Below are 15,413 nucleotides of genomic sequence, written 5' to 3' on the forward strand. Positions count from 1 at the left end.
GCGCTTCGCGCCTTTGCCCACCCTACAAACTACGTGCCAGCCCGCCTCACTGCCCCGCCAGCCGGTCCGCAAAATAGCCGATCGTCTTGCGGTAGATCACCGCCCTGTTCCACTCCCGCATCGCCTCGAAATTGGCGGTGACTTCGCCGTAGGGCTGGCCCATCTTGAAGCCGCTGGTGTGAAGCAGGTTCGCGGTCGAGGCGAGCACGTCGGGCACGCTGTGGCGCAGGTCGACGTGGCCGTCGCCGTCGAAATCGACGCCGTATTTGATGTAGGACGACGGCAGGAACTGGGTCTGGCCGATCTCGCCGGCATAGGCGCCGATCAGGTCGCGCAGCGGCAGGTCGCCGCGCTGCACGATCTTGAGCGCGGCGAGCAGCTCGCCCTGGAACAGCTCGGTGCGGCGGCAATCATGCGCGAGCGTGGCGAGCGTACGGATTACCGGCAGCTTGCCGATGTCGCCCTTGCCGAAATCGCTTTCCAGCCCCAGATCGCGACCAGGATGTAGCGGGGCACGCCGAACTGCTGCTCGATGCGCGAGAGCAGCGCGGCGTGGCGCTGCAGCAGCGCCCTGCCGCCATTGATGCGGCCGGGGCCGACGCGGGTCGAGACATACTGCTCGAAGCTCTTGTTGAAGGTGTAGCGCTGGCGCCGGTCGAACGCGAGCACCGCGCCGTCCTGGGCGATGCCGCTGAAGGCCGCGCTGGTCACGCTCGCCGAGACGCCGGCTCCTTGCGCCTCCGAGCTCATGCTGGCGACAAAGCTGTTGAAGTCGCCGCCGCAGCGCGCGGCCTGCGCCGATCCGCCGGCCAGACAGAGGATGAAGGCGGTGGCCAGGGCGAGTCTCGACATGCGGGAAAATCCTTGAAGAATGAACGCGGAAAGCGCGCGATCATGCCCGGGAACCGGATTCGCGTCAAAGCGGCAGATCCTCGCCAGAACCGATCGTATCTTGGCCGCGACAAATGAATTGCGCTCGCCCCGTCCCCAACCGATCGAGATGACCATGCCCATTCCGCACCGGATGCTCACTGTCCTCGCCCTGCTCTCCTTCACCGCCACCGCCGCCTCCGCGCAGACCCGCGATGTCGCAGGCAGCCGCGACTATCCCGGCATCGGCCGCTTCACCGGCAGCGTCATCACCAGCTACGTGGTGAAGGATTTTGACGCGGCACGGATGCAGGCGGCCGCCTTTAGGGACGGCCAGCCGGCCGATGCACGGCGGCTCGAAGGCCGCATCTTCCGCATCGCCTATCGCACCAACCCCGGCCCCTCGATCCTGGAAGTGTCGCGCAATTTCGAGACGCAGCTTGCGAAAGCCGGCTTCGAGACCTTGCTCGCCTGCGACACCGATGCCTGCGGTGCGATTCCCTTCACCGAGGCGATAGACACGCTACCGGTGCCGCAGATGTGGGTCGACGGCTTCAACTACCGCTATTTTGCCGGCCGTAAGACCGAAGGCGGGCGTGAGACCTATGCCAGCGTCATCGTCAGCCAGAACAACCAGGACATTTATGCGCAGGTCACGGTCGCCGAGCTCGGCGCCATCGCGAACAAGATGGTCGATGCTGCCGCGATGGCGAAGGGCTTAGGGGAGACCGGCCACATCGCGCTCTACGGCATCTATTTCGATACCGACAAGGCGGTGCTGAAGCCGGAGAGCCGCCCGACGCTGGAGCAGATCGCAAAGCTGCTGACGAACCAACCGCAGCTCAACGTCTTCATCGTCGGCCACACCGACGGTCAGGGCGCTTACGAATACAATCTCGATCTCTCGAAGCGCCGCGCCGAAGCGGTCGCAGCCGAACTCGTGAAAAGCTTTCGGATCGCGCAGACGCGGCTGCGCACCGCCGGCGTCGGATTGCTGGCTCCAGTCGGTTCCAACGCTACGGACGCCGGCCGCGCGCTCAATCGGCGCGTGGAGCTGGTGGCGCCGTGACGGCCTCACTCATCTTCCCACCCGCGCTCTGAGCATCTCTTGAATCGCATTGTTGTGGAGAAGTGGCTCGTTGTAGCGGAACTCGTCACGTGTACGCAGTGAGATGCGCAACCACGGACATGGAACTCGTTCGCACAATGGAACACAACCTGTGCACGCGGACGGAAGACGTGCAGGCGAACGCGCTCTTTTACAAAGCACATACCTCTCGTTGCGTTGCGAGAGCGGGAAATATGAACAAAGTGATTTGGCCGTCCAAACAATTTGCTTCGATGCGCATCGAAACCAGACGTCGCGACCAGCGCATATCTGACGCGCTCGATGCGACATCACAGCGTCAACGATTTGCCTTGCCACGCTATGGCGCAAGCTATAGTCTTCTATTCTAGGTTGTCGCCCCGCCAGCCCCGGGCGACGCTGAAGACCAAAAATAAACGGCGGGCTTTGCGGCCCGCCGTTTATTGAGCGTAAGGGACGCATCGGATTTTACGAAGCGCCGGACGCATCCGAATATCCCGCAAACGGACCCATCGATCGATTGCGCAGCCGATACCGCCGCGACAGGTCCGTTTGAGACCACCGGAAAACCCGCCAAAGTCATTTGACTATAGCGCCCTGATCGACGACAAGCCCGCCATGGCCAAAAAACCTGGAACCAATCCCAAGGGCGAGTTCGCCTTTTTCAACGTCTTCTACGAAGACGGCTCCCAACGCTCCAACCGGCGCGTACCTGCGGAGCTGCTCGGAGGCCTGGACGGCGACGAGCCCGCGCGCGGCTTCATCATGGAGCAGGACCGCGAGATCGCGGAAAAGTCCGGCCGCCCGCCGCTGGCAATCAAGACCCTCGACCGGGTCGGCGCGAAGAAGAAGTAGGCTCCGTCCGACTTGCGAAGCGTCAGTACAAATAGAAAACGGCGGGCTTTCGGCCCGCCGTTTTCGTTTGGATGGATGCCCGGGACTGGCCCGGGCACGACGATCCGAATTAGTTGTCCAGGAACGACCGCAGCTTCCGCGACCGCGACGGATGCTTCAGCTTCCGCAGCGCCTTCGCTTCGATCTGACGAATACGTTCGCGCGTCACCGAGAACTGCTGGCCGACTTCTTCCAGCGTGTGGTCGGTGTTCATGCCGATGCCGAAGCGCATGCGCAGCACGCGCTCTTCACGCGGGGTGAGCGAGGCGAGCACGCGCGTCGTGGTCTCGCGCAGGTTCGACTGGATCGCGGCGTCGATCGGCAGGATCGCGTTCTTGTCCTCGATGAAATCGCCGAGATGTGAATCCTCTTCGTCACCGACGGGGGTTTCGAGCGAGAGCGGCTCCTTGGCGATCTTGAGGACCTTGCGGACCTTCTCGAGCGGCATGCCGAGCTTCTCGGCGAGCTCTTCCGGGGTCGGCTCGCGGCCGATCTCGTTGAGCATCTGGCGCGAGGTGCGCACGATCTTGTTGATCGTCTCGATCATGTGCACGGGGATGCGGATGGTGCGCGCCTGGTCGGCGATCGAGCGGGTGATCGCCTGCCGGATCCACCACGTGGCGTAGGTCGAGAACTTGTAGCCGCGGCGGTACTCGAACTTGTCGACCGCCTTCATCAGGCCGATGTTGCCTTCCTGGATCAGGTCGAGGAACTGCAGGCCGCGGTTGGTGTACTTCTTGGCGATCGAGATCACGAGACGGAGGTTGGCTTCCACCATCTCCTTCTTGGCCTGGCGTGCCTCGCGCTCGCCCTTCTGCACGGAGTGCACGATCTTGCGGAACTCGACGATCTCGAGGCCGGTGAGCGCGGCGAGCTGGTGCACCTCGTGACGGAGGTCCTTGATGCGGTCCTTCTCGATATGGACGAAGTTCTTCCAGCCCTTGGCCGAGAGCTTCGAGACGCGGTTGAGCCAGCGCGGATCGAGCTCCGAGCCGGTGTAGTTGCGCAGGAAGTCCTCGCGCGCGACGCCATGGCTGTCGGCAAGGCGCATCAGGCGGCCCTCGTGCGACACGAGGCGCTTGTTGATGTCGTAGAGCTGCTCGACCAGTGAGTCGATACGCGCCTGGTTCAGGCGCAGCGACTTCACCTCGACGATGATCTCGTCCTTGAGCTTGCGATATTTGCGTTCCTGGTGCGGCGACAGCGAGGGCCCGTGCGAGGTGCTCTCGAGCTGGTTCTGGATGTCCTGCTCCTGAAGCTTGCGCAGCTTCTTGTAGCTGTCGGCGATCTTGTCGAAGATCTCGACGACCTTCGGCTTGAGCTCGGCCTCGATGGCCGCGAGCGACATCTGGTTCTCGAACTCGTCGTCCTCGTCCATGTCGGCTTCGGCGGCGGCTTCGCCCGGATCCTTCTCGCCTTCGCCGGCATTGCCGGGCGCAGGCGCGGCGCGGAACGGGGTCGGCGACGGCGGCGCGGCGGGCGGCGCGACATGCGCCGGCGCAGCTCCGTTCACGACAACGGCTTCGCCGCCTTCGGCGGACGCTTCGCCGTTCTCGCCGGTCGGACCGCCGATCATCGCGGTGTTCATGCCGCCCTTGGCGTCGGGCCCGGCATAGGTCGCTTCGAGATCGATGATGTCGCGAAGGAAGATCTTGCCTTCGTTGAGCTCGTCGCGCCAGATGATGATGGCCTGGAAGGTCAGCGGGCTTTCGCAGAGGCCTGCGATCATCGCCTCGCGGCCGGCCTCGATGCGCTTCGCAATCGCGATTTCGCCTTCGCGGGACAGGAGCTCGACCGTGCCCATCTCGCGCAGATACATGCGCACGGGGTCGTCGGTGCGCTCGCCCGGCTCGCTCTTCTTGACCTCGGTGACGGCCTTCTGGGTGACCTCGACGAGTTCGTTGTCGGTCTCGTCCTCGCCGCCCTCGTCCTTGTCCTCCTCACCGTCGCTATCGTCGGCTTCGGTGACGTTGATGCCCATGTCCGAGAGCATGGACATGATGTCCTCGATCTGCTCGGGGGAGGTCTGGTCGGACGGCAAAACTTCGTTGAGCTGATCGAAGGTCACGAAGCCGCGCTTCTTGGCCTGCTTGATCATCTTCTTCACGGCCGCGTCGGACAGATCGAGCAACGGCGACGGCGCGTCCTGGGAGTCCTTCTCCGGCGCGTCCGCTGCCTTGTCGTCCTTTTCTTTGTCCTTCGCCTGCAGCGTCTTTGCCTTGGTGGCCATCCATTGCTCCTAAACGCGCTTCATGCAGAAGGCCGAACGGCCCGCCCGCCTGAATTCACTTGAACCTGTTGTTCGACGCTCTCGCTTCGTCAGATCGCGACACGGAAAGGGCGGCGCGGATATCTCTCGCCACCCCGACCTTTTCTCTCGCCGGATTTGCCTAACGCTTCGTGAGCCTCTTTGTCGCAGCGGATGCAGGTGTAGTGCCAACAGCGATTGCGCGGATTCATTCCTGACGCGTCTGTTCTGCCTGCGGCCGCCTGGTGGCCAAAGTGCTACAAGACCGTTAAGCCTCGATTAACCCTGTTTTTGCCGCCAAACCTTGGATTTGGCGAGTCTTTTAGCGGTTCCGGTCCCGGCCGTCCGCATGATTCTTTCATCACACGCTCTTCTGGAACCGGCCCGACAGCTCGCCAAAACCCTCGATCAGGGCCTCGGTACCGTCGACTTCTCCTATCCGAGCCTTGACGTCACGCAGCCACGCCAAATTGGCCTCGCTGGGGTCCTCCCCCAAGGCCAGCTCGGCGTCTTTCAGTTCTCTAAGTAGTGAATGGTATTGCCGATGCAAGGCAACGAGCTGGTGCCAGGTGGAGAGAACGTCGTCCCGGGCGGCGCCCTCGCGGGCACCCCACACCGCCGCGGTCGTGATACCGTTCTCAACCCTTTGAAGAAGCTGTGAAAATCCGCCCTTCTCGATATCGGATCGCATCTTCTCGGCCTGCTCGCCGGGGTCCGGCGAGTGGTGGTGGTCGTTGGCGAAGGCGGCGATGATACCGGCCCGGAGCTTATGGGCCTCGGGATGGGCCAGCTCCAGGGCGGCGACCTCCTCAAGGTGGTCGTGCAGCAGCCAGGGGTGGTTGATCAGGATTTGCAGGATCAGGGCTTCGCGACGGGATATGGCGCTGCGCTGGCCCTTCATGATCGGGCTGGCCGCCAGCTGGGGACTCGCCGCCTGGTAAGGGCCGGAGGGAATAAAGGCAGGACCGGGGGCGCCACGCCGCCCTTGGCTACCGAATCCCTGCCCCCCGAATCGATTCGCCTGCCCCCCACTGCGGGGCTGGAAGGAGCGGCCGGAATTGCCCTGGAAATTGCCCCGGCCGGCAAAACCGCCGCGCCCGCCCTCGGGCGCGAAGGTGCGTCGAAGCCGCTCGGCAAAATCGTCGCGATAATAGCGCCGCACCACCTCGTCGCGGATGCCGTTGGACAGCTCCTTGACGCGCGCCTCGAGCGCAGCGCGACGCTCGGGCGTGGCAAAGTTGCCGCCTTCGAGTTCGCGCGACCAGATCATCTCGGCGAGCGGCTTCGCCGCCGCGATGACATCCTCGATCGCGCCGCGGCCGCCCGAGCGGGCGAGATCGTCGGGGTCCTGCCCTTCCGGCAGCAGCGCAAAGCGCAGGCTCTTGCCCGGCGCAAGAAATGGCAAGGCAAGGTCGGCGGCACGATAAGCCGCCTTCTGCCCGGCCCTGTCGCCGTCGAAGCAGAGGATCGGCTCGTCCGCCATCTTCCAGAGCAGCGCGAGCTGGTTTTCGGTCAGCGCGGTGCCGAGCGGCGCCACGGCACCTGCAAAGCCTGCCGTCACCATGGCGATGACGTCGACATAGCCTTCGACCACGATCAGCGCGCTGCCATCGTGGGTGGCTTTGCGCGCGGTCTGGTGATTGTAGAGATTGTCGCCCTTGTGGAAGAGCGGCGTCTCCGGCGAGTTCAGGTATTTTGCCGGAACGTCCTTCTCCAGCGCGCGCCCGCCGAAGGCGATGACGCGGCCGCGCAGATCCGTGATCGGAAACATCACGCGGTCGCGGAAGCGATCGTAGGGCACGGGAATGTCGTTGCCGGCAACGAGCAGCCCGGTCTCGATCATGTCCTCGACGGAGACGCCGAGCTTGCCGAGATGCTCCTTCAGCGCGAAACGCTCGGGTGGCGGCGGCGCATAGCCGAGGCGGAACTGCACTTGCGTCGTCGGCGAGATCGCGCGATCGGCGAGATAGCCGCGCGCCTTGGCGCCGGCGCGCGAGGCCAGCGTCTCGGCGAAGAATTTTGCGGCGAGCTCCATCACGTCATGCAGCGTGCGGCGCCGCTGCTCGTGCCGCGCCGCATCCGGCGTTACCGCCGGCAGCGCCAGGCCAGCCATGTTGGCGAGCCGCTCCACGGCCTCCGCGAACGGCAGGCCGTCGGTCTCCATCACGAAGGTGATGATGTCGCCGTGCTTGCCGGAGGAGAAGTCGTGGTAAAATCCCTTCTGGTCGTTGACGTAGAAGGACGGCGTCTTCTCCTGCTGGAACGGCGACAGCCCCTTCCATTCCCGCCCCGCCTTCTTCAGCTTCACGCGCTTGCCCACGACTTCGGAGACCGAAAGCCGGGCACGAAGCTCGTCGAGGAACTGGGGCGTGAAGCGCATGGGCTCTGGGTCTGGCGCGAATCAACGTGAGTCGGGCGAAGGGTACGGATATAGGCGCGGCCTGCCCAAAAGTCAGGTTTGTCCGGCTTATCCGGGTTATTCGACCTATGCACAGGCGTCATTCCGGGGCGATGCGAAGCATCGAGCCCGGAATGACAGCGGAAAGACTTGAACCCGGACCGGTTCCGCGCTTCCATAGGCCATGTTCAGGATGTTTCGCGGCGGCCACAGCGGGGGCTGGCGTGTGACCTCGATTTCACCCGTGGTGGGCGAGCCCCTGCCCTTCGTGCCGGCGCTGTCGGTGACCGACAGCGAGGCGATTTCATTGCCCCTGGTGCCCTCTCGCAATGCGTGGCGGCTGGTCGGCGTTGCGAGCACGCCGCGCTACACTGAGCGCGCCGAGAAGCAGCAGCTCACCGCGGTGCAGGCCGAGCTCGGCCGGTTAGAGGCCACTTCCGCGGCGCTGATTCCGATCCGCAAATCGGAGGCGTGGTGGGAGCTGACGCAGGAAGAGCGCCGCAAGATCTTCGAGGACAAGTCGCACCACATCGCCAGCACTCTTCGTTTCCTGCCCGCCATCGCGCGGCAGCTCTATCACAGCCGCGATCTCGGCGGTCCCTTCGACTTCCTGACATGGTTCGAGTTCGCGCCCCCCGATGCCTCGCTGTTCGAGGAGCTGGTGGCGATGCTGAGGCAGACCGAGGAGTGGAGCTACGTCGAGCACGAGATCGACGTGCGCCTGGTGAAGGAAGTGCTGTCGGCTTAGTGATCGAACGCCGGCCACGATGAAGGTGCGATCCCTCGCTCCGCTTGCGCGGGAGAGGTGAAGTCCGCATCCGCGCCTAGTGCTCGAGAAAGCGCCCGGACTCGATGCGCGGCAGATCGGTGACGGGCCAATTGTAGACGTAAGTCCAGGCCTTCTCCGTGGTGCCATCAGGCAGCGTCACGTCGATCAGCTTGCGCAGATATTCGGTCGGCTCCGGAAAGCCCTCGCCGCAGGCCTCGTACATGTCGAGCTCGCGCAGCAGCTCGTCGGGCACGCGCAATTGAAAAAGCTCACCATGGACGACATCGGAGGCCGCGTTCGACAGCAGCAATCCCGGATAATGCTTCACGAGAACGAGCCGCCCGCGACACGTCGCGTCACCCAAAAAGTCCGCATGCCCTGCAAGCAGCCGCGCCATCGGATGGTCGAAGCCGCGCATCAGGGTGCCGTAGACGAAAAGACGATCGGAGGTCATGGGGTGTCTATAGCCGTCAATCGAGCGAAACGACAGCCGCACATTTCCTCGTCCGAGCGAAGTCCCGGGGGCAAGCGAGATTTGGTCTTGTGATGAATCGCCGGCAACGGCATCGTCTGACGATCATGATGATTTTGGGTGGACCTACCTGCAAGCGATTGCTGCCCAATTTAGACGGCAACTGCTTTTTCCATAGGCAATCAGGATGGACTTGAACACGGCCGACGCGACCGATCAACTGCTCGGCGCGGGGGACATTCCGCCGGTGCATGAGGTCAATGCGGATGGGGCATCGCCCTTCCTGCTCACCTCGGATCATTACGGACGGATCTTGCCGCACGCGCTCGGCGACCTCGGCGTCGCGGAAAGCGAGCTGACGCGGCACATCGCCTGGGACATTGGCATTGCCGGCGTCGCCGAGCGGCTGGCAAAAATGCTCGATGCGCATCTGATCGCGCAGCGCTATTCGCGGCTCGTGATCGACTGCAACCGCTCGCCCGGCGTTGCAAGCTCGATCCCCGTGATATCCGAGGCGACCGCGATCCCGCGCAACGAGGGTATCACCGAGGGCGAGCGCGCGGCGCGGCGGCGCGAGATCTTCGAGCCCTATCACCGCCGCATCGATGCCGTGATCGACCGCCGCCTGCACGACACGCGGCCGACGGTGCTGGTGTCGCTGCACAGCTTCACGCCGGTTTATGCCGGCGTCGCCCGGCCCTGGCACATCGCCGCGCTGTATAACCGCGACACCGTGCTGCCGCAGCTGCTGCTGAAGCATTTGCGCGCCGAAGGCGATCTCGTCGTCGGCGACAACGAGCCCTATGCGGTGAGCGACCTCAGCGACTACACCATCCCCGTCCACGGCGAAGCCCGCGGCCTCGTCAACACCGGCATCGAGATCCGCCAGGATCTGATCACGGATCAGTCCGGCCAGCAGCAATGGGCGGAGCGACTGGCGAGGATTTTTGCGGAGATCGAGCTGGAGTTGCAGGCGGAGCTGCTGGTATAGGGAACGCAGCGGAGTACGACGAAGCTGCTGAGCGTTTGTCTCAGGCTCACCCGCCCCGCGTCGCGACGAACACCGCGAGCGCAGCGAAAATCGCGGCGATACCCCACAGCAGCCAGGCGATGCGGACGGGGCCGCTTGTATCGAGCGTTGCCTCGGCCGGGTTGTCGGGATTGACGCGCACCTCGACGGTCGCGCCGTGCTTGTAGCGCGACATCAGCTTCTTCAACATCTCGTCGGACCCGGACTGCGTTCCAGCCGCGACGCGCGCGCATTCATTGGTGTAGCTGACGTTCTGATAGCGATAGGTGTAGGTCACGCGCTTGCCGAACATCTCGGTGCCGCGGCGCTCGCCCGGCTCGCTGGCCTCGTGATACTGCTCGACCCCCGACAGCTTGATCGTGCCCGGCACCACCGGCCAGCGCGCCGCCTTCAACGCCTGCCGCCGCACCCCATACCCCATCAGCGCGATGACGAGGCCGAACGGGCCAAAGCCGACGACGAGGCCCGCGAGATCGGGCCGCCCGATGTGGTGCACAACGTAGGCATAAGTCTGGTTGAGACCGAACGCCGAGCCGAACACGATGCCAAACGCGATCGCCGTACCGATGCCGAGGCAGCCCCACAGCCCCTTGGGCAGGTCGCGCTCGAGCACGGCCTGATCGGGATGGCGCGGATTGTAATAGACGGTGACGATGCTGCCGGCTGGATATTTTGCGAGCTTCTCGGCGACCTCGAAATTGCCGAGGTCCTCGCCGATCGAGATGCGGTTACAGCTCAGCTTGCGGCTACCGACCGGATATTCGTAAGTTACGTTCGCAAAATTGCGGCTCTCGAGCCGATAGCCTTCCTCGCGGTCGCTGTCGGACACCCTGACCTCGCGCACCTCGGCGATCGAGCGGACGACCTTGCCCGATGCCTGCGGCCAGCTTCGCGCCTCGCGGACCTGCCAGGTCTTCACAACGGAGGCGACCAATAACAGCCCGAGCGGTGCGAACAGCATCGCATAGACGAACCAGGGCAGATCGGGCACGGCCAAATTCCTTCGTCAGCGGCAATGCCCGATTGGACGCATCGCCGCCGCGAAGGGTTCAAGCGCGAACCGGCACGAGGGAGGTTATTTTGCCCGTGTCAGCGCCAGCCAGATACCGCCGCCGATCATGAAGCCGCCGGAGATGCGCGACATCAGCCGCGTCCGGCGGGCCGAGAAGAATTTTCGGGCACGCCCCGCGGCAAGAGCGTAGAGCGCATCCGTCATCGCCGCGGTGACCATGAAGGTTGCGCCCAGCACCGCGACTTGCGGGAAGTGGTCGCGGTTCATGTCCATGAACTGCGGAATGAAGGCGCCGAAGAAGATCAGCACTTTCGGGTTCGACAGCAGCACAAGGAAACCTTGCAGGAAGAACCCGCCGCGCGGCGGCGCCGGCGGCTCGTCGACATTGAGGCCTTCGACCGGCGCCCAGATCAGCTTGATGCCGAGCCAGATCAGATAGGCGGCGCCGGCAAAGCGCACCCAGTCGAACCAGTAACCCATGGTCGCCATCAGCGAGGTCAGGCCGACTGCGACGATGCCGATGACGATGGCGAGCCCGGCCTGCGCGCCCGCGACATTGGTCAACGCCGCGCGCGTGCCGTGACGCAGGCCGTTGGCGACGACGAGGGTGACGATCGGCCCTGGCAGCAAGGCCAGCGCAATGCAGGCGGCGACGAAGGCGAAATAGGCTTGCATGGACATCATGGGGAGGACTCGCTGAGAGCGGTTTGGCGCATTAATGCATGACACTCACTGTCCGTCCAGCGCTGCGGTCGCCCATAGCTTCATCTCCGGCCTCTCCAGGAACGCCAGCGCCGCACGCTGCACGGCGCCTGCTTCGCCACGCCCCTGCGCCGCAGCGACGAAGAGATCGCAGCGGCGCGAGACGGCGATGCCGATCGCGGCATGACGGACGCCGTCGGCCATATCGAGATCATAGCGCCTGGCACGGCCGCGCATCTCGCCAAGTCCCACTTCCTCGCCCGGCGCGACGGCGGCAAAGCGCGGGCTGATCAGATCGATGTCGGCAACGCGATCGACCTCATCATCGTCGGCGACGCCGCGGTCGCAATTGCAGAAGCCGCGCTTAGCGCGCACGTAAAGCTCGGTGCCCGCGCAGGCCCCGTCGCAGCGGAACGCGCGGCCGGCGGGCCAGCCGTCGCGCGGGAACGGCCATGCGATCTCGCGCCAGCCCGCCGCTTCCGCCGCCGGCGCCGGCGCGAGCCGATAGGCCCCGACGCCGGACACACCGAGCGCGATGGCCACGGCCGCAATCGCCGTCCCGCGCCGCATCGTCAGTTCCTCGGCAGGCCGGCTGCCGCGCGCGCCGGTCCGGTCAGCTCGAGGATATGCAGGCCGGTGTTGGCGCGGTCGACGATGTAGATGTAGCCGCGATCATCGGTCTCGACATTGTTGGTCTGGATCGCGACCTTGCAGCGCTCGCCGCCCTCGACGGGAATGCAGCGCTTGTCGGTGGCCTGCGTGATTGCCGGGATGAAATAGCCGACCTCCTTCGGGTGATAGGGATCGCGGATGTCGAGCGCGCGCACACCCGCATTGAAGAAGGCAATGAAGGCCATCTTCTTGTAATAGACCGGCGCCATGCTCTCGTTCGAGGAGTGCGAGCCGAAGCGGCCGCCGCGCTGGCAGAACTGTCCGCCCGCTTCCGGCACGGTGTAGCTCGAGATGATCATCGGCCGCGTCTCGGTGGTGACGTCGGCGAACCACACCATCTGCCGCGCCTCGCCGCATTCGTTCAAGATCGCCTCGTCGACGATCATGACGATGTCGCGGGTCTTGCCGTCCTTGTCCTCGGCGAATTCGGTGACGGGCATGTCGAGCATCGGGAACGTCGTATGCGCGCCGTTGAAGGCGGACATCGGCATGCGCGAAATCTCGGGATAGCGCAGATTGTCCGGCGTCGGCTCCTTCGGCCCGTTCAGCAACTTGTCGCGATCGACGATCTGCAAAATGCCGCCCTTGTTGGTGCCGTAGCCGAAGAACACGCGATTGCCGTCGGGCCCGGTCGAGATCGGCCCGTGCAATTCGGTCGGCACGGCGCCGGTCGAGCCGGGCTCCTGGCCGGGCAGGCCAAAGTCGCGGATCTTCTGCGGATGCGCGGGATCGCTGAGGTCGTAGACCTGCGTCATGCGCCGCGTGCGCCAGTCCGGCGCGCCGGAGACGAGAAAGGCGATGCCGGTGTCGCACTCCCACCAGCTCTTGTGGGTGTCCTTCAGGCCGCCGATGCGGGTAACGAGCACGGGATTTGCTGGATCGGCGACGTTCCAGATCTCATGCGCCTCGCTGCCGAAGGTGCGGAGCATGTAGACCGCATTGGGATCGCCCTTCGGCAACGACTTGCCGTCGCAAACCCGCACCATCTGCGCGCCGCCGGATTCATACTTGCCTTCCTGTCCCGGCAGATGCCGCAGATATTTTGGACGCGCGGGATCGGTGACGTCGACGATGGACGTTCCGTTCGGTTCGGCCTGTCCCGTCATCGGGTTGACGGGCGCGGGCACGTCGTCGGTACCGCCGTGATGGCCGATATAGGCGATCCAGCGATCGCCCTGATGATGGATGGTCGGCTGGTACGCGCTGCGCGCCTGCAGGTCGTTGGTGCCGACCAGCTTCATGTTGGACGCTTCCGGCGGCGCGCCGATGGTCTGCTTCTGTTGTGCCTGGGCCATGGTGCTGCAGGCGAAAAGGACAAGACCTGCAGCGAGTGAGAAGCAACGGAACATCAAAGCTCTCCCGGAACCAATCTGCGTTGGCTGAGCTTCAAGGCTAGCACAGCCATTTCCGGGCGCCAAAGACACCATCTTGACATGCAACTATTTGGTTGCCTATTATGGCCGCCATGGATGAGGTCTTCAAAGCGCTCGCCGATGCGTCACGACGGTCGCTGCTGGACAGGCTTCACGCCAGGAACGGCCAGACGCTGAACGAGCTCTGCGAGGGCCTCGCGATGACACGCCAGGCCGTGACCAAGCACCTTGTCATTCTCGAAGAGGCCAACCTGGTCACGACCATCAGGCATGGCCGCGAGAAGCTGCACTACCTCAATCCGGTGCCGATCCATCAGATCGGCGAACGCTGGATCAGGAAATTCGAGCGCGGCAAGCTCGCCGCGCTCAGCGAGTTGAAACGTCAGTTGGAGAAGCGCGATGAGTAAGCCCCAATTCGTCTATGTGAGCTATATCGAGACCACGCCGGAGAAGCTGTGGGAGGCGCTGACGTCCAGCGAGTTCACCAGGCAATACTGGTTCGGTGCCGAGGTCCGGTCGGACTGGAAGGTCGGCTCACCCTTCGCGCTCACGCTCGACGGCGAGGTCACCGATTCCGGCGAGATTCTGGAGGCCGATCCGCCGCGCCGCCTGTCCTACAGCTTCAAGCACCAGAAGTTCGAAGGGCTGCGCGGCGAGCCGACATCGCGCGTCGTCTTCACGATCGAACCGTTCGGATCGCTCGTGCGTTTGACCGTGTTGCATGACGGCTTCGTCGAGGGTGGCAAACATCTCGGCGCCGTCTCCAACGGTTGGCCGGCGATCCTGTCCCAGCTCAAGAGCCTGCTCGAGACCGGCAAGCTGCTCGGCATTCCACGCGCAGCCCTCAACAAGGGATTCGACGCAAAATGAACCTCGATCAGTTCAAACCGCTGACGGTCTACACCATCTACATCGTCTCCACGCCGGAGAAGGTGTGGGAAGCGCTGACCTCGGCCGAGTTCAGCAGGAAGTACTTTTCCGGCTTTGCGGTGGAGATGGAACGCAGGCTCGGCGGCAGTTTCATCGTGAGCGCGCCTGACGGTTCGGAGCACATCTCGGGTGAAGTCTTCGAATACGATCCGCCGAACAAGCTGACGGTGACATGGAACGTCAACTGGCCCGACCTCGTCGCAAAGCTCGGCACCACGCTCGTCACCTACGAGATCGAGCAAGCCGGCGAGGCCGTCCGTCTCACCATGAGCGAACGCCACGACCGCCCGCTCAGCGACGACATCCTCTCCGGCGGCCGCACCGGCTGGCCCGCGATCCTGTCGGGACTGAAGAGTTTGCTGGAAACCGGCAAGGCGCCGCAGATCAAAATGACACCGCCAGCGCAGATGCTGGCGGCGTTGAAGGCGATGGGGATCAAGACGCCGTAGCGGCCGAAATCGGCGCTGTTATCGCTTCTTCTTCACCGGCGGTTGAATCTCGTCGATCTTGCGACGGCAATCCCCTTCCGAGTCGTGCGGGCCCGAGACGAAGGTCCCGCTGATCTTGATCGCGTACCAGCCTGACTCCACGCCGAGCCGGAGCGCTTCGTCTGTCTTGACGTGCCGTGGGGAGAGAGTTTGCATCAGGTGCTTTCGGTTGGTGCTCGATTTCGTATCGAACCGCAGTGGAATCTTTCAGGCGTCCGCGCCACGCCTGCTGCGTCCGGCCCGCCCGCGGGAAGTGGCAATAGGCGCGACGATCGCCGTTGCGACGTCGCGATGAGTCGGCTCCGCCGGTGCGAAGAATGAGTCGTTTCACGTCGCGCGCGGATCGTCGTGACGCAGCGTGTGCGCAGAGACGACCGCTCTTTCCGACATTGGCGCACCGTGCGCGCAATCGCCGCAATTAGCTATCGTTTTCTCGCCCGCGCCGCGCTTTTGAGGCGCCAAATGCCG

The 15,413-nt window shown here is 64.2% G+C and carries 15 protein-coding genes and 1 pseudogene; 7 read left to right on the plus strand and 9 right to left on the minus strand.

What is annotated here, in order from left to right:
* Positions 1-46: 46 nt before the first annotated feature.
* Positions 47-852: pseudogene (locus QJT78_RS13435) on the minus strand (lytic murein transglycosylase).
* Positions 853-1,000: 148 nt separating this feature from the next.
* Between QJT78_RS13435 and QJT78_RS13440 the strand changes: the two are divergent.
* Positions 1,001-1,939 carry an OmpA family protein gene (locus tag QJT78_RS13440; RefSeq protein WP_028150701.1) on the plus strand — a complete coding sequence of 313 codons (939 nt, stop codon included), beginning with the start codon at positions 1,001-1,003 and terminating at the stop codon, positions 1,937-1,939.
* Positions 1,940-2,575: 636 nt separating this feature from the next.
* Positions 2,576-2,812 carry a hypothetical protein gene (locus tag QJT78_RS13445; RefSeq protein ID WP_028150700.1) on the plus strand — a complete coding sequence of 79 codons (237 nt, stop codon included), beginning with the start codon at positions 2,576-2,578 and terminating at the stop codon, positions 2,810-2,812.
* A 109-nt stretch (positions 2,813-2,921) separates the two neighbouring features.
* On the opposite strand, the gene rpoD is transcribed toward QJT78_RS13445, so the two are convergent.
* Together rpoD and dnaG are read right to left on the minus strand one after the other, a co-directional pair.
* On the minus strand, positions 2,922-5,081 hold the full coding sequence (gene rpoD / locus QJT78_RS13450) for an RNA polymerase sigma factor RpoD (RefSeq protein WP_038942760.1): 2,160 nt from the start codon (positions 5,079-5,081) through the stop codon (positions 2,922-2,924).
* Positions 5,082-5,460: 379 nt separating this feature from the next.
* A complete protein-coding gene (gene dnaG / locus QJT78_RS13455) occupies positions 5,461-7,479 on the minus strand; it encodes a DNA primase (protein ID WP_028150698.1) in 2,019 nt (672 codons plus the stop codon).
* Positions 7,480-7,681: 202 nt separating this feature from the next.
* Between dnaG and QJT78_RS13460 the strand changes: the two genes are divergently transcribed.
* Entirely contained in the window at positions 7,682-8,245 is a 564-nt protein-coding gene (locus tag QJT78_RS13460; protein WP_028150697.1) for a chlorite dismutase family protein, read from the plus strand.
* Positions 8,246-8,321: 76 nt separating this feature from the next.
* Here QJT78_RS13460 and QJT78_RS13465 read toward each other — a convergent pair whose 3' ends face one another.
* Positions 8,322-8,720, minus strand: a complete 399-nt coding sequence (locus QJT78_RS13465) for a gamma-glutamylcyclotransferase family protein (protein ID WP_028150696.1) — start codon at positions 8,718-8,720, stop codon at positions 8,322-8,324.
* Positions 8,721-8,925: 205 nt separating this feature from the next.
* On the opposite strand from QJT78_RS13465, the gene QJT78_RS13470 reads away from it, so the two are divergent.
* On the plus strand, positions 8,926-9,729 hold the full coding sequence (locus tag QJT78_RS13470) for an N-formylglutamate amidohydrolase (protein ID WP_028150695.1): 804 nt from the start codon (positions 8,926-8,928) through the stop codon (positions 9,727-9,729).
* Between the two features lie 46 nt (positions 9,730-9,775).
* Here the strand turns inward: QJT78_RS13470 and QJT78_RS13475 are convergent, their stop codons facing one another.
* The 4 genes from QJT78_RS13475 to QJT78_RS13490 form a co-directional block, all read right to left on the minus strand.
* Positions 9,776-10,759 (minus strand): DUF3592 domain-containing protein, encoded by a 984-nt coding sequence (locus QJT78_RS13475; protein ID WP_028150694.1) that lies wholly within the window; start codon positions 10,757-10,759, stop codon positions 9,776-9,778.
* Positions 10,760-10,843: 84 nt separating this feature from the next.
* On the minus strand, positions 10,844-11,464 hold the full coding sequence (locus QJT78_RS13480; RefSeq protein WP_080586526.1) for a LysE family translocator: 621 nt from the start codon (positions 11,462-11,464) through the stop codon (positions 10,844-10,846).
* A gap of 45 nt (positions 11,465-11,509) precedes the next feature.
* Positions 11,510-12,052 carry a hypothetical protein gene (locus QJT78_RS13485; RefSeq protein ID WP_028150692.1) on the minus strand — a complete coding sequence of 181 codons (543 nt, stop codon included), beginning with the start codon at positions 12,050-12,052 and terminating at the stop codon, positions 11,510-11,512.
* A gap of 2 nt (positions 12,053-12,054) precedes the next feature.
* Positions 12,055-13,503 carry a hypothetical protein gene (locus tag QJT78_RS13490; RefSeq protein WP_038942758.1) on the minus strand — a complete coding sequence of 483 codons (1,449 nt, stop codon included), beginning with the start codon at positions 13,501-13,503 and terminating at the stop codon, positions 12,055-12,057.
* Positions 13,504-13,619: 116 nt separating this feature from the next.
* Between QJT78_RS13490 and QJT78_RS13495 the strand changes: the two genes are divergently transcribed.
* Genes QJT78_RS13495 through QJT78_RS13505 form a run of 3 tightly spaced genes read left to right on the plus strand, consistent with a single transcriptional unit; the run spans position 13,620 to position 14,906 of the window.
* Positions 13,620-13,934 (plus strand): helix-turn-helix domain-containing protein, encoded by a 315-nt coding sequence (locus tag QJT78_RS13495; RefSeq protein ID WP_008544842.1) that lies wholly within the window; start codon positions 13,620-13,622, stop codon positions 13,932-13,934.
* Positions 13,927-14,397, plus strand: coding sequence for an SRPBCC family protein (locus QJT78_RS13500; RefSeq protein ID WP_038942757.1), 471 nt, complete (start codon positions 13,927-13,929; stop codon positions 14,395-14,397). Before QJT78_RS13495 ends, QJT78_RS13500 begins: the two co-directional genes overlap by 8 nt.
* Positions 14,394-14,906 carry an SRPBCC family protein gene (locus QJT78_RS13505; protein ID WP_028150689.1) on the plus strand — a complete coding sequence of 171 codons (513 nt, stop codon included), beginning with the start codon at positions 14,394-14,396 and terminating at the stop codon, positions 14,904-14,906. Before QJT78_RS13500 ends, QJT78_RS13505 begins: the two co-directional genes overlap by 4 nt.
* 18 nt (positions 14,907-14,924) lie before the next feature.
* On the opposite strand, the gene QJT78_RS13510 is transcribed toward QJT78_RS13505, so the two are convergent.
* Complete coding sequence (locus QJT78_RS13510) at positions 14,925-15,101, minus strand: hypothetical protein (protein ID WP_193375924.1); 177 nt, start codon at positions 15,099-15,101, stop codon at positions 14,925-14,927.
* Between the last annotated feature and the right edge of the window lie 312 nt (positions 15,102-15,413).

Source organism: Bradyrhizobium sp. Mp27 (genome assembly GCF_029953005.1).
Lineage (GTDB): Bacteria > Pseudomonadota > Alphaproteobacteria > Rhizobiales > Xanthobacteraceae > Bradyrhizobium > Bradyrhizobium barranii.